The sequence below is a fragment of the Actinacidiphila sp. bgisy160 genome (assembly GCF_057707815.1).
Window position 1 is genome coordinate 45,460 of record NZ_JBYIQW010000019.1, and the last position, 14,645, is coordinate 60,104.

Annotated in this window: 11 protein-coding genes; 7 read left to right on the plus strand and 4 right to left on the minus strand. The window is 71.9% G+C overall.

Going from position 1 to position 14,645, the window contains the following annotated elements; translation table 11 throughout:
• Positions 1-68: 68 nt before the first annotated feature.
• Positions 69-443, minus strand: coding sequence for a roadblock/LC7 domain-containing protein (locus tag AC3EUJ_RS17490; RefSeq protein ID WP_431962251.1), 375 nt, complete (start codon positions 441-443; stop codon positions 69-71).
• A 163-nt stretch (positions 444-606) separates the two neighbouring features.
• Complete coding sequence (locus AC3EUJ_RS17495; RefSeq protein ID WP_431962253.1) at positions 607-1,500, minus strand: aminoglycoside phosphotransferase family protein; 894 nt, start codon at positions 1,498-1,500, stop codon at positions 607-609.
• Between the two features lie 108 nt (positions 1,501-1,608).
• Here AC3EUJ_RS17495 and AC3EUJ_RS17500 point away from each other — a divergent pair, with 108 nt between their 5' ends.
• Entirely contained in the window at positions 1,609-2,301 is a 693-nt protein-coding gene (locus tag AC3EUJ_RS17500) for a hypothetical protein (protein WP_431962255.1), read from the plus strand.
• Between the two features lie 268 nt (positions 2,302-2,569).
• Here AC3EUJ_RS17500 and AC3EUJ_RS17505 read toward each other — a convergent pair whose 3' ends face one another.
• Positions 2,570-3,724, minus strand: a complete 1,155-nt coding sequence (locus AC3EUJ_RS17505) for an ROK family protein (protein ID WP_431962257.1) — start codon at positions 3,722-3,724, stop codon at positions 2,570-2,572.
• A gap of 408 nt (positions 3,725-4,132) precedes the next feature.
• Between AC3EUJ_RS17505 and AC3EUJ_RS17510 the strand changes: the two genes are divergently transcribed.
• The 6 genes from AC3EUJ_RS17510 to AC3EUJ_RS17535 all read left to right on the plus strand — a co-directional run bounded on the left by AC3EUJ_RS17510 (position 4,133) and on the right by AC3EUJ_RS17535 (position 13,085).
• Entirely contained in the window at positions 4,133-6,229 is a 2,097-nt protein-coding gene (locus AC3EUJ_RS17510) for an alpha-galactosidase D (RefSeq protein ID WP_431962259.1), read from the plus strand.
• A gap of 68 nt (positions 6,230-6,297) precedes the next feature.
• Positions 6,298-7,341, plus strand: coding sequence for a carbohydrate ABC transporter permease (locus AC3EUJ_RS17515; RefSeq protein WP_431962261.1), 1,044 nt, complete (start codon positions 6,298-6,300; stop codon positions 7,339-7,341).
• Between the two features lie 12 nt (positions 7,342-7,353).
• The gene (locus tag AC3EUJ_RS17520) at positions 7,354-8,280 is read left to right on the plus strand and encodes a carbohydrate ABC transporter permease (RefSeq protein ID WP_431962263.1); all 927 of its coding nucleotides are present in this window, start codon (positions 7,354-7,356) and stop codon (positions 8,278-8,280) included.
• 28 nt (positions 8,281-8,308) lie between these two features.
• Positions 8,309-10,732, plus strand: a complete 2,424-nt coding sequence (locus AC3EUJ_RS17525) for a glycosyl hydrolase family 95 catalytic domain-containing protein (RefSeq protein WP_431962265.1) — start codon at positions 8,309-8,311, stop codon at positions 10,730-10,732.
• Positions 10,726-11,739: an acetylxylan esterase gene (locus tag AC3EUJ_RS17530; RefSeq protein ID WP_431962267.1), complete on the plus strand. Its 1,014-nt coding sequence runs from the start codon at positions 10,726-10,728 to the stop codon at positions 11,737-11,739. The genes AC3EUJ_RS17525 and AC3EUJ_RS17530 overlap by 7 nt, the downstream gene beginning before the upstream one ends.
• Positions 11,736-13,085 (plus strand): ABC transporter substrate-binding protein, encoded by a 1,350-nt coding sequence (locus tag AC3EUJ_RS17535; protein ID WP_431962269.1) that lies wholly within the window; start codon positions 11,736-11,738, stop codon positions 13,083-13,085. The genes AC3EUJ_RS17530 and AC3EUJ_RS17535 overlap by 4 nt, the downstream gene beginning before the upstream one ends.
• Before the next feature lie 407 nt (positions 13,086-13,492).
• On the opposite strand, the gene AC3EUJ_RS17540 is transcribed toward AC3EUJ_RS17535, so the two are convergent.
• Positions 13,493-14,479: a LuxR C-terminal-related transcriptional regulator gene (locus tag AC3EUJ_RS17540; protein WP_431962271.1), complete on the minus strand. Its 987-nt coding sequence runs from the start codon at positions 14,477-14,479 to the stop codon at positions 13,493-13,495.
• Positions 14,480-14,645: the final 166 nt, after the last annotated feature.

Below are 14,645 nucleotides of genomic sequence, written 5' to 3' on the forward strand. Positions count from 1 at the left end.
TCAGGATGTGCCGAATTGAAGGATTCTTCAATTCCCGGGCACACGAAGCCCCGGACCCGGACGGGCGGCTACAGCTCGAGATCGGCCTCGATGCGCCTGAGGCGGTGCCGGGCCATCGCGAGGTTGGCGTTGCGCCGGTCGAGCACGAGGTAGAGGAACAGGCCGTTGCCGTCCCGGCTCTTGAGCAGCCGGATGAGGTGGTACTGCGTGTCCAAGGTGATCAGGACGTCCTCGATCTCCTCCTTGAGCCCGAGTTCCTTCATCGTGCGGGCCTTGGCCCGGATCACGTCGGTGTTGCCGGCGGCCGCGACGGTCAGGTCGAGGTCCTTGCCGCCTCCGATCGTGCCCAGCGCCATGCCGCTGGTGTAGTCGACCAGGGCAGCGCCCACACTGCCCTCGATCGATGTCATCGTCTCCTTGAGGGAGGTCTCCACATTCGCCATCGGCGTTCGCTCCTAGCCGTCGCTCTCCGGCGGCCGCGCCTTCGCGCGCCGCCGCCCCGGTTGGTGACGGAGAAGCTACTGAACGTGACGATTCCTGTGAGGGAATCACCAATGCGGGGGAACGGCCCGGGCGGCCCCGGGTAGGATGCGCCGCTCCCTGTGGTCAGCGCCCCCCGTCGGCGATCAGCTCGCCGAGGACGTGCCGAGCGATCGACGCCATCCGCTCCTGGGTGCCCTGGTAGTGGCGCAGCTCCATCAGCGCGATCGACAGCGCCCAGCCGCGGCCACGCGCCCAGGTCGCGTCGTCGGTGCCCAGCGCCGCACGGAACGCGCCACGGGCCGAGGCGGGCAGCACATACCACGCGGCGATGGTGTCGACGGCGGGATCACCGAGCCCCGCGCACCCGAAGTCGATGACCGCGCAGAGCCGTCCGCCCGCCACCAGAAGGTTGCCGGGCTGCAGATCCGCGTGCACCCAGACCGGCGGCCCCTGCGGTCCCGGAGCCGCCAGCGCGGCCTCCCACACCGCGCCTGCCGCCGCCGCGTCGACCTCGTCGCGCAGCGCGTCGATCGCGGACCGCGTCGCGCCGTCGCGCGCCGCGAGGGGCTCGCTGCGGTACGCCGGTGGCGCGTCGGTGGGGTCGGCGCGCCGCAGGGCGGTCACGAAGGCCGCCACGTCGCGGGCGAGCGCTACGGGTTCGGTGAGACGCCCGGCGGAGGGGTTCTCGCCCTCCAGCCAGCCGTACACCGACCACGGCCACGGGTAGCCGTCGACGGGAGCCCCCTTGCCGAGGGGCGCGGGGACGGACGCGGGAAGCCCCGGCGCGAGCCGCGGCAGCCACCGGTGCTCCTTGTCCACGTCGCCGGCGGCACCCGCCGTCCTGGGCAGACGTACGACCATGTCGGTGCCCAGGCGGTACATGACGTTGGAGGTGCCGGCCGATCCGGTGGGGGAGAGGGGCAGGTCCGCCCAGTGGGGGAACCGCGCCTGCAGCAGCCGGCGTACCAGCGCCACGTCGATCCCGGTCTGGTCGCCGCTCAGGGTGCGTGGGGGCATGTCCGCCTTCCGGAGTTGGTCTCGCCGGACCATGCTTAGCAGTACCGGGGCGTGGACGGCACCGGATTTCCGCGGAGGCGGGAGCCACGGGTGGGGGATGTCCGGGCCATGGGCTTGGATGTGCGCGTGACCGTTCACGACGTTGCCCCTCTCCTGCCCTCCATCGCCGAACTGCGCGACCACTGCCGTGCCCTGGCGATGCTCGACGCGATCCTCAGCCCCGAATGGGAGATGCGCCACCACTCCTTCGACGCCGCGTGGGACACGGGAGAGGAGATGGCCTCCCTTCGTGACGGGTCCGGCGACGAGTACGCGATCGTCTTCTCCGCCGCCGGGGCCTTCGTGCGCGGCTTCGACCACGAGTCCCCCGTCAGCCCCTACGGCTCGGAGGATCACGAGCCGTGGCCGGGTGTCGTCGACGAGGTCCCCGAGGCGTTCCGGCCGTATGTCGAGGAGCCGGCGTTCTGCGACGAGGACGGCGTGCCGGTCGCGACCGTCTGCCTGTGGCGCGGGGCGGGGGACGATGCGTGGCGGCACGGCTCCGTCGACCTGCCGGAGGACCGCGCGGACGCCGACGGCGCGACGTATCTGTTCGGGCTGCTGACCGACCGTTCCCCCGAGGCGTTCCGGGCTTTCGCCGAGGACTCCTACGAAGTGCCGGTGGACCTGGAGGCCGTACGCCACGTGTACGCGCTGCGACCGCTCACCGCGGAGGTCGTCGCGACGCTGAACGCCGAGGTCACGCTGCGGCAACTGGCAAAGGACATCGCCGGCATCGGCTATCCGCGGGACGCCGCCTGACGATCCGCCGTGCCGGAGGCGCCCCGCGCGACGTCCCGCGGCGCGTCGGGCGGGTCCCCGCGGCCCGGACGCCGGCACGGGCGTCGGGCGGCGCACCTCCCGTACCCGTACGACGAGGACGGGCTGATGGTGCGCCAGGGCGGCGGGCGGCAACAGGCTTCCCCTCCGGCGCCGCGGCCACGAACCCCCGCGTGGTGGCGTCACCCCGTGCCCGTGAGGCCGTCGTCCGTGGTGAGCGGGGCCAGGACGGTCTCCTGGCGGGGGCAGATCATTTCGCGGGGGCGAAGACCCGCTGGGCGGCGACCGCCGCGCCGCCGCGCGCCCATTCCTCGAAGGGCAGCGGACGCACCACGAGGTCGCAGTCGGCCGCGGCCCCGAAGGCATGGTCGGCGAAGGTCTGCCGGATCTGGTCGGCGAACAGGTCGTAGGAGGCCACGCCCTCGCCGGAGATGATGATGCGTTCCGGGCCGATCAGGTTGGCCACCGACGCCATGGCGAGGCCCATCACGTGTCCGGCGCGGGAGAAGACCGCGCGGACGGCGGCGTTGTCGGCATGGGCGAGCCGCACCGCCTGCTCCATGGTGAGTGCCGGGTCGCCGGTCGCCTGACGGGCCTGCTCGGTGATGGCGTCTGTGGAGGCCACGGTCTCCACACAGCCGGTGTTGCCGCAGGTGCAGACCCGGTCGGTGCCGCCCACCGGCAGGTGCCCCACCTCGCCGGACACCCCATGGGCCCCCGACACCACCCGGCCGCCGATGGACAGCCCGCAGCCGATGCCGGCGCCCACCGTGACCAGGGCGAACGAGGACAGTCCCACCCCGGCGCCGAACCACTGCTCGGCGACGGTCAGTGCGCGCACATCGTTCTCGATCAGCGTGGGGATGCCGGACGCCGACTCGATCAGCTGGGCGAGCGGCACCCGGCGCCAGTTGAGGAACGGCGAGAACTGCACCGTGCCGGTCTGCCCGTCCACGTCGCCGGAGATCGTGACGCCGGCGCTGTGGACGGCGCCGTCCTCCTCCACTCCCGCGGCGGCGCGCAGTTGCGTGATGAGCCGGGCGATCGCCAGCACCACGGTCCCGACGTCGCGGGAGTCCAGTGCGGCGCGCCGGGATGCCAGCGGCCGGGCGGTCAGGTCGGTCAGCACGCCGATCAGTTCGTCGTCGGTCACCTTCACGCCGACGAACCGCGCGCGGTCGGCGCGCACGGCCATCGGCGTCGCGGGCCGGCCGCTGGCCCGCTCACCGGCCGGCCTGCCGAGTTCGGTGATCCAGCCGTCGGCCAGCAGGGGAGTGGCGGCCTTGGTCACCGCGCCCGCCGACAGCCCCGTGCGCCGCCCGATCTCGGCCCGGGTGAGCGGTCCGTGGACGAGCAGGGTCTGGAAGACCAGGACGGCGGCGGGGGGCTGGTCGGCGAGGCTCATGCCCGGACCATACCTTTCCAGCGGAAAGTAAGGAAGGGGTCCAGTCAGGGCAGTCATCCCATCTTTCGGTGCGCTATTCAGGGATCCGATGAAGGTTTTCCCGCGATGGGCTGCGGCTCGGTGCGGTAGACATCGGATTTTTGCCGGGGAATATGTTGACGCTGGAAGGAAAGCCTGGCTACATTCGCCGCACTCCTCGGCGGGGGCGGACGAACCGCCCCCGCCGAGGAGCGCGACCGGAGCCTCCCCCGGTCGCGGTAAGCCCGCCCTCGGTGGTGTTCCGGGACGACCGCCACCGAGGGACGTCCCCTGCCTCCCGTACCCCTGCCCACTCGAAGCGGACGCCGTCGCGCCGGGATGGAGTGCCCCATGGCTCGTTCAGCTCTACTCGCACGTCTCAGATGGCCCGTGACAGGCAGGCGTGGCGGCCTGCGCGGGGCCGCCGTGCCCGCGCTCGTCGCCACCGCGCTCGCCACGGCCCTGGCCGTACCCGCCGCCGCGTCGCCCGCCGCGCCCGGGGCACCCGCGTCCGAGGCGTCCCCGGCCGGCACCCCCGGCTCCGAGGCCACCCCCGCGGTGGCCGCCAAGCCCTACATGGGGTGGAGCAGCTGGAGCCTGGAGTCCACCAACTTCCCCGGCTACGGCGGTTCCTGGCTCACCGAGTCCCATGTGCTGCGGCAGGCCGACATCCTGGCCTCGAAGCTGAAGCGGCACGGCTACGAGTACGTCAACGTCGACGCCGGCTGGAACGTCGGCAGCGAGACGAACAAGAGCCTCTCCGATGAGTACGGCCGCCCCGTCTCCGACCCGGTGAAGTTCCCGCACGGCATGAAATACCTCGGCGACCAACTGCACGCCAGGGGTCTGAAGTTCGGCCTCTACCTGGCGGTCGGCCTGTACATCGACACGTACAACGACGGCAGGACGCCGATCCATGACGCCCCGGGGTGCACGACCAAGGACATCGTCTACCCCGACCTGCGCAAGACCAGCGGCTGGGACAACGTCTCCTACCAGCTGAACTTCGCCAGCCCGTGCACCGAGAAGTACATCCAGTCCGTGGCCGACCAACTGGCTTCTTGGGGTGTGGACTTCCTGAAGATCGACGGCGTCGGACCCGGCTCCAACCAGGGCGACGCGGCGCACGACAACGTCCCCGACATCCGGGCCTGGCACGCCGCGCTGGAGCGCACCGGCCGCCCCATCCAGTTCATCCTGTCCTGGTCGCTCAGCCACGACAAGGCAGACGTCTGGAAGGAGAACTCCAACGGCTGGCGCATCGACACCGACGTCGAGTGCTACTGCGACACTCTGGTGACCTGGAACAACTCGGTCAAGCAGCGGTGGAACGACGTCGTCCCGTGGATCGACGAGGCCGGGCCGGGGCACTGGAACAACCTCGACTCCCTCGACGTCGGTGCCGGCCCGCTCGACGGCCTCAACGAGGTGGAGCGGCAGAGCCACATGACGCTCTGGGCCATCGAGAGCGCCCCGCTCTACATCGGCGACGACCTCACCCACCTCGACCCGTACGGTCTGTCGCTGCTCACCAACGACGAGGTCATCGCCGTCGACCAGTCCGGCAACCCGGCCAGGCCGCTCAGCCAGGACACCCCGCAGCAGGTCTGGTACGCCCGCAACGCCGACGGCAGCTACACGGTGGCCCTGTTCAACCTCGGCAAGGGCTACTCCGACGTGACCGCGGACTGGAGCGAGCTGGGCATCAGCGGCAGGCCCGCCGTCCGTGACCTGTGGAGCCGCAAGAACCTCGGCACGTTCGGCGACGGCTTCACCGACAACCTGCCCCCGCACGGCTCCCGGCTGCTGCGCGTCACCCCGGCGAAGGTGACCGGAGAGCCCGGTGTCCCGCTCGGCGTGCACGCCACCGCCTCCACGGCCGGCAGCGTCTCGCTCGCCTGGCAGCCGGTCAACACCGGCACCGCCACCACCGGCTACGACGTGTACGCCGACGGCGCGAAGGTCGCCACGGTCGGCGGCACCGCCGCCACCGTCACCGGGCTGCACGCCGCCACCGGCTACGCGTTCACCGTGGCCGCCCACGACGCCCGCGGCGTCACGTCCGCACCGAGCAAGGCCGTCTCCCTCACCACCCCCGCCGCCGACGGGCCCACCGCCTACGAGGCCGAGGCGTCCGGCAACCCCCGCACCGGCAACGCCAGCGTGAGCGACTGCTCCCGCTGCTCCGGCGGCAAGAAGGTCGGCAACCTGGGCGGTGACGCCTCCGTGACGATCAACGACGTGACGGCGCCGAAGGACGGCACCTACCTGATGAAGCTGGACTTCACCGACGGCTCCTCGGGCCGCACGGCCGTGGTCACCGTCAACGGCGCCTCCTTCCAGCTTCCGCTGCACGGCGGCAACGACAACGACTGGGGCCGTCCGCGGTCGGTCACCGTGCCCGTCCACCTGAAGGCCGGGGCCAACACGATCGCCTTCGGCAACCCGTCCGACTACGTGTCCGACATCGACAAGATCACCGTCTGACCGACGCCGGCCCGGCGTCGGGACACCGTCCCCCCCCGCTCGACCCGACACATGTGAAGGAGAGTGCCGTGGTGGTCACATCGCAGGGCAACCACACGACGCCGGTGGCACCACCGTCCGGCGCAGCCGGTACGGGGGCCACCACGGCCTCTTCCCTCCCGCAGTCCCGCGGACCCCTGAACGTCCGCAAGGACACCGGCGGCCGTCGGCCCCGGCGCGTGACCGCGACCCGGTCCGCGGCGGCCCGGCGGCGGGACCTGCCGGTCGCGCTGCTGCTGATCCTGCCCGCCGTGGTCGGGTTCGCGATCTTCTACGCCTACCCGACCCTGCGCGGCATCTACCTGGGCTTCACCGAGTTCCACGTCCTCACCCCGCCGCGCTGGGTGGGACTGGCCAACTTCCACGAGATGCTCGGCGACGGGGTCTTCTGGCACTCCCTCCTGGTCACCCTCTGGTTCGTGGTCCTGTCCGTCGTCTTCGGCACGCTGATCTCCCTGGTGACCGCGGTGGTGCTGCACCGCGTCACCGGCTCCTCGCTGTTGCGCGGCGTGATGCTGCTGCCGTTCCTGATCTCCAACGTGATCGCCGCGCTGGTGTGGCAGTGGATGCTCGACCCGCACCTCGGCGTCGTCAACATCGTGCTCGACCACGTCATCGGCCACCCGGTGCTCTTCCTCGGCAGCGGCCCCTGGGCCATCCCCTCGCTCGCCGCGATCAGCGTGTGGAAGTGGATGGGCTACTACTCCCTGCTGATCTTCGCCGGGCTGCAGACCATCCCGTCCACCATCTACGAGGCCGGCCGGGTGGACGGCGCGAGCGAGTTCCAGATGTTCCGCCGCCTCACCGTGCCGCTGCTGCGGCCGATCCTCGTGATGGTGGTCGTCCTGACGGTGATCAACGCCTTCCAGGTCTTCGACATCGTCGCCGTCACCACCCGGGGCGGACCCGCCAACGCCTCGAACGTGCTGCAGATGTACATCTACGACAAGGCCTTCCGCCAGTTCGACTTCGGCTACGCGGCGACCATGTCGCTGGCCCTGTTCGCCTTGCTCATCACGGTCACCTTCACCCAGCTCCGGCTCGCGCGGGCCGACGAATCCGACCTGAACTGAAGGAGGCCCCCGATGACGCTCCCCCTCGCATCCCGTACGCCGAGCGTGCGGCGCCCCCGCGCCCGCAAGGCGACCCCCGGCCGGATCGCGGCCTGGGCCTACCTCGGCCTCGTCTCACTGGTAACGCTCTTCCCCTTCTACTGGATCGTGCGCACCGCGCTGTCCAACAACTACCGGCTGGCCACCGACCCCTCGTCCCCACTGCCCGTCGGCTTCACCTTCGGCGCCTTCAAGCGGGCGCTGGGCCTGGCCTCGATCGCCGAGGCCCAGGCACAGGGCGGCTCGGGCGCGTCCCTCGACATCGCGCTGTACCTGCGCAACTCGGTGATCTACGCGTCGGTGCAGACCGTGCTCATCGTGCTGTTCTCCGCCTGCGCGGCCTACGCCTTCTCACGACTGCACTGGCGTGGTCGCAACCTGGTGTTCGGCATCCTCATCAGCGCGCTGATGGTTCCGGGCGTCTTCACGCTGCTGCCGAACTTCGTGTCCGTCAAGGACCTCGGCCTCACCAACACCTTCGCCGGTCTCATCCTGCCCGGCGGGCTCTTCCAGGCGTTCACGGTGTTCTTCCTGCGGCAGTTCATGCTCGGCCTGAGCAGCGAGATCGAGGAGGCCGCGATCATCGACGGCGCGGGACCACTGAGGATCTTCTACCGCGTCATCCTGCCGATGTCGGCGGCGCCGATCGCCACCGTGTCGCTGCTGATGTTCGTCAACGCCTGGAACGACTACATGTGGCCGCTGCTGGTCACCAACGACCCCGCGGTGCAGCCGCTGACGCTCGCGCTCGGCGTGTTCAAGCAGTCCTCACCGCAGGCCGCCCCCGACTGGGCCGGACTGATGGCCGCGGCCCTCATCGCGGCGCTGCCGATGCTGCTGCTGTTCCTCGCCTTCGGCAAGCGGATCGTCAACTCCATCGGCTTCTCCGGGCTCAAGTGACCGCGCCCGCACACCAGGACGGCACCCCATGAACTCCACTGACCTGCTGCTCGGCTGGCCCGCGCCCGCGGCCGACTGGAACGAGGCGGCACCGGTCGGCAACGGCCGGCTCGGCGCGATGGTCTTCGGCGGTACCCACCGCTCCCGGATCCAGATCAACGACTCCACTGTGTGGTCGGGAACCCCCGGCGGTCCCGCGAAGGCGCTCGCCGACGCCGTCGCCGCCGGCGCCGGCCCGGAGCGCCTCGCGGAGGTCCGCGAAACGCTCCGCGCCGGCGAACCGCACCGTGCCGAGGAACTCCTGATGGCCTTCGAGGGCCCGTACAGCCAGGAGTACCTGCCCTACGCCGACCTGTGGCTGACCGTGCGCGGCGGCCAGGACGCCACCTACCGGGGCCGCACCCTCAACCTCGACAGCGGGATCGCCGCGGACGCCTTCCGCCTGCCCTCCGGGACCTCGGTCAGCCGCCGGACCTGGGCCGACGCCACCACCGGGACCCTGTGCACCGACCTGGCCGCGCGGGACGGCATCGTGGACCTGCTGCTGGAGCTCACCACCCCCCTGCGGGAGGCGCACCGCGCCGTCGGCCCCGAGGGGGTCCGCCTCGGCGTGGAGATCCCCGTCGACGGGGCACCCGCCCACGAACCGGACGTCCCCGAGCCGTTGCGGTACGCGGACGGCCCCGTCGACGGCTACGACCCCTTCGGTGCGCTCGCCCTGCGCGTGGCCACCGACGGAGAGGTCACCGCCGAGGGCGGAGCCCTCCGCGTCACCGGCGCCACCCGGCTCCTCGCGGTGGTGGCGAGCTCCACCGAGGCGCTGCGCCACTGGCGCGGCCTCGACACCCCGGCCGGCCGCGCAGCGCACCTCGCCGCCGCCGCGGACAGCGCCGCCCGGGCGGCCGAACGCGGCACCGAGGACCTGCTCACGGCACACGAGACCGACCTGCGCGCACTCCTGGGTGGCACCTCGCTGCGCATCGGAGCGCGCCGCACGGGCACCCACGACGTGGCCCGCGACCTCCTCTCCGGCGAGGACGAACTCCTCACCGCCACGGTGCTGTTCCAGCTCGGCCGCTACCTCCTGGCCGCCGCCTCCCGCCCGCACGCCGGCCCGCCCGCCAACCTCCAGGGCATCTGGAACGCCGACCCGCGCCCCGCCTGGTCGTCCAACTACACGATCAACGTCAACACCCAGATGAACTACTGGGGCGCGGAGGCCGCCGGCCTCGGCCCCTGCCACGAGCCGCTGTTCGACCTCCTGGACCGCGTCGCCGCGCACGGCGGGGACGTCGCCGAGCAGCTGTACGGCGCACGCGGCTGGGTCGCCCACCACAACACCGACATGTGGGGCTGGGCGCTGCCCGTCGGCATGGGCCACGGCGCCGCGTCCTGGGCCATCTGGCAGATGGGCGGTGCCTGGCTCGCCCAGCACCTGTGGGACCACTGGGAGTTCACCCAGGACACCGCCTTCCTGCGCGAACGCGCCTGGCCGCTGCTCAGCGGCTGCGCCGAGTTCCTGCTCGACTGGCTGGTGGACGACGGCACCGGGCGGCTGGGCACCCTCCCCTCCACGTCGCCGGAGAACCACTACCTCACCCCCGACGGCTCCATGGCCTCGCTGACCCGATCCTCCGCGATGGACATGGCGCTCACCCGGGCCGTCCTCGAACGCACCCAGCGCACGGCCGCGCTCCTCGGCATCGACACCCCGCTGGGCAGCCGCATCACCGCCGCGCTGCCGCGCCTGCACCCGCTCCGGATCGCCGCGGGCGGCTGGCTCCAGGAGTGGGCCGACGACCTCCCAGAACAGGACCCCCACCACCGCCACCTCTCCCAGCTGGTCACCGTCCACCCACTCGGCCAGGTCGGCCCGGACCGCACCCCGGAGCTCGCGGCCGCCGCCGCGGCCCTGCTGGACCGGCGCGGTCCCGGTGCGATGGGCTGGTCCTGGGCCTGGAAGACCGCCCTGCGCGCCCGGCTGCGCGACGCCGCGACGGCCCGCTCGCTCCTCCTGGAGGCGAGCCGGCCGCTCACCGGCGACCCGGACACCGACGCGCCCGTCGACGGTTCGCGGTGGGGCGGTCTGCTCCCCAACCTGTTCTCCAGCCACCCGCCGTTCCAGATCGACGGCAACTACGGCCTCATGGCCGCGGTCACCGAGATGGTGCTGCAGAGCCACGACGGTACCGTCCACCTGCTGCCCGCGCTCCCCGCGCAGTGGCGTGAGGGCGAGGCCACCGGCCTGCGCTGCCGCGGCGGCCTGGCGGCCGACTTCACCTGGCACGACGGAGCCCTCACCTCCCTGACACTGCGCCGGCTCGCCGGGGACGACACCGAGCCGGTGACGGTCCGCCACGGCGACCGCACCGCCCGGGTACGTGTCGCCGCCGGCACCGCCGTGACCCTCGGTGCCGACCTCACCACGCGGGAGGAGGCCCGGCCGTGCTGACCGAGGACGACGTCCCCGAACTGTGGGCCTACCGCAGCGGCTACCGCGAGCCCGCCGACTTCGACGCCTTCTGGAAGGACACCCTCGACGCCGCCCGCGTCCACGAGGCACGGCTCGAACTCACCCCGGTCGACACCGACCTGGAGACCGTGGACGTCCACGACGCCGTCTTCCCCGGCTTCGGCGGCCACCCGGTCCACGGCTGGCTGCGGCTGCCGCGCCACCGCAGCGGCCCCCTGCCCGCCGTCGTGCAGTTCCACGGCTACGGCAGCGGACGCGGCGCCCCCGTCGAGGACCTGCTGTGGGCCTCCGCCGGCTACGCCCACCTGCTGGTGGACACCCGCGGTCAGGGCGGTGCCTGGGCGGGCGGCGGCGCCACCGGCGACCCGGTCGGCAGCGGCCCTTCGCACCCCGGTTTCCTCACCCGCGGCATCGAGGACAAGGACACCTACGTCTACCGCCGTGTCTTCACCGACGCCGTCCGCGCCGTCGAGGCCCTGCGCACCTCGCCGCACGCCGACCCCGACCGCGTCGCGGTGACCGGCCCGAGCCAGGGCGGTGGCATCGCCCTGGCCGTCTCGGGGCTCGTCCCCGGACTGCGCGCGGCGCACTTCCAGGCGCCCTTCCTGTGCGACATCCGGCAGGCCACCCGGCTCACCGGCGAGCAGCCGTACGCGGAGCTCATCGGCTACCTCGCCGCCCGCCGGGACCGGGTCGAGCAGACCTTCCGGACCCTCGGCTACTTCGACGGCCTCGCCTTCGCGCGCCGCGCCACCGCGCCCGCCTGGTTCTCCGCCGGACTGCGCGACGAGGTCTGCCCGCCGGCCACCACCCTCGCTGCCTACCACCGCTACGGCGGGCCGAAGCAGATGCGGCTGTGGGAGTTCAACGGCCACGACGCCGGCGGCCCCGAGGACCTGGTCATCACCCTGAGTGCCTTCCGCGCGCTCCTCAAGACGTCGTCCCACCACCCTCACCTGGAACCGTCCCGAAAGAAGGAACCATGAGAATTCGCAGAGTCGTCGCGCTCGGGGCCACGCTCACCCTCGCCGCGCTGCTGTCCGCCTGCTCCTCCGGCTCGGACTCCGCGGGCGGTTCGAAGACCGTCAACTGGTGGACCTGGGACGACAAGCAGGCCGCCGCCTACAAGACCTGCGCCACGGACTTCGAGAAGGCCAACCCCGGCACGACCGTCAAGATCTCGCAGTACAACGTCGACGACTACTTCACCAAGCTGACCGCCGGCTTCGTCGCGGGCAACGCCCCCGACGCCTTCCAGAACAGCGTCCAGTTCTTCCAGGCATACGCGAGCCAGCACCAGCTGCTGCCGATGGACGACTTCATCGCCAAGGACAAGTTCGACCTGTCCCGCTTCTCCGTCGGCGTGAACGCCTGGAAGTTCACCGACGGCAAGCAGTACGCGCTGCCGCTGGACTGGGCCGCGGCCGGCCTCTACTACGACCAGGACGCCCTGACCAAGGCCGGCTACAGCAAGAGCGACATCGACTCCGTGACGTGGAACCCCGACGACGGCGGCGAGTTCGGCAAGATGATCGCCCATCTCACCGTCGACGAGAAGGGACGCCGCGGCGACGAGCGCGGCTTCGACAAGGCCCACGTCAAGACCTTCGGCTTCGGCCAGATCGCGGCGAAGGACTTCATCGGCCAGACCTCCTGGAGCCCGTTCGCCTCCAGCACCGGGTGGCGGCTCGGCGACAAGGAGAGCTGGCCGACCGTCTTCGACTACGGCGACCCGCGGCTGGTGAAGACGCTCAAGTGGGCGCGCTCCCTGACGGAGAGGGGCTACGCGCCGAAGATCGGCGAGTTCACCTCCAGCGTCAGCGACGTCGACCTGCTCTCCTCCCACAAGGTGGCCATGGAGATCGGCGGTTCCTGGTCCGCCTCCACCTTCGCCAAGGTCCCCGGCGTCAGGACCGGCATCGCCGCGCCCCCGTACGGCCCCGACGGCAAGACCCGCGCCGTGATGAGCAACTCCAACGGCAACAACATCTGGGCGGGCACCAAGAACCCCGAGCTGACCTGGAAGTGGGTCTCCTACATGGGCTCCGAGGACTGCCAGTCCAAGGCCTCGCGCACCGGCTCGTTCTTCCCGTCCATCCCGGCCTCCATGGACGCCGCGACGAAGGCCCTGGCCGCCGACGGGGTCGACCTGTCGGTGTTCACCAGCATGCTGAAGGACGAGGTCCTGTACCCCTCCCCGGTCTACGGCAACGGCGCCGCCGTGCAGGACGCGCTGAACCCGCTCTTCGAGGCCTACTTCGCCGGGCAGAAGGACGACTCCGTCTTCGCGGACATGCAGAACCGGAGCAGGACCCTCCTCGCGAAGAACTGAGCCACCGGCAGCGAACCGAACCCCCGCCGCCGCACGTGTCCCCACCCGGGGCCGTCCGGCGGCGGGGCACACCGAAAGGACTCCCCCCATCGCAGACAGCACCGCGCGGATCGTCGCGCCGCGTGCGCCGGCACCGCATGCGTCGTAGAACTCACCGAGCCGGTGCCCAGGATCCTCCACTGGGGAGCCTGCCCCGGCCCGCTGTCCGTGGACGACCAGGCCGCCCCCAGCCTGACCGCGGAGCCTGCGGTCCTCAACAACTCCCTCGACGTGACCAGATTGACCAAGGCAGCCCAGACCCGGCGCCCTAGCCACGGACCGCCCGGGGGACTCACTCCCGTACGCCGGGCTCCGCGTGGGCCTGGCCGCTTGTGACCGGCCCCGGTGCGATGTGCCGTCAGGAGTGATCAGATCCAGCCACGTGCGCCGGCCTCCACCCCGGCCTGGAAACGCGTCGTCGCGTCGAGCCGTGCCATGAGCGCGGCGATGCGGCGTGTCGCGGTCCGTGTGCTGAGTCCCAGCTGACGGGCGATCGCCTGGTCCTTGAGCCCGGCGCGGAGCATCGTCAGCAGGGCGACCTCCTCGTGCGTGGGACCCCCGTCGCCCGCCGCGCGGGGCGGCACGCCGATCGGCTCGGCCCGGGCCCAGTACGCCTCGTACAGCTCGATGAGGGCGTCCAGCAGGCCCGAGGGGTGCACGACGGCGAGACTGTCGTAGCCCCCGCCGACCAGCGGGACGAGGGCCACGCGGCGGTCGATGATGTGCAGCTTGAAGGGGAGGCTGGGCAGCATCCGGGCCTGTTCGCCGAGCGCGGCCATCTCCAGCACCGTCTCGAAACGGCCGGGCCGCTCCATGGACTCCGGGCAGTAGATCGAGCGGATGTCGACACCGCGGCGCGCCCAGGCGGCGGTCGACGCCTTCTCGGCCTCGTTGGTGTGGGGGAGTCCGTCGGCGCGGTCGTGGTAGGGCGGTTTGTCGAGGATCCAGATGTGCGTACCGGCCGAGCGGTTGAGCTCGTCGATCCGCGGCGCGACGACGTCGCGTCCCGACAGCACCTCCACCAGGCTGCCCGGATCGGTGCGCAGCCGTCCCGCCCGGTACTCCTCGGCGAGGTCGTCGACGACCGACCGCACCCCGGCGAACGCCGCCTCGGCCTCCAGCCGCCGCTGGTCGAGCAGGGCGGTGAGCGCCGTATCCGGCCCGACGGGCCGGTAGCCGCCGCTGCCGTCGCGGCGCAGCAGGCCCTGCCCGGCGAGCCGGGCCACGGCGCGGCGGACACGGCCCGGGGAGACCCCCGCGGTCCTGGCGTACTCCAGCGGGCCGAGGTCCGCCCGGGTGAGGAAGGCGCGGTACACCTCTTCGTCGAACTCGCTGATACCCAGGGCCTGCAGCACGTACGCGCTCCTCGTGGTGGCGTGGTCCGCCAGCTGTCCGAAGACGCCACAAGATTATCTGGACATCGACCCGTCGGGGGCCGTTCACTTCTGAATCGTTGCGAACACCCGTACCCGGGAGCGGCAGTTCGGCGTCCTTCCCCGCTCGCCCCGCCGCGCCCGGGCG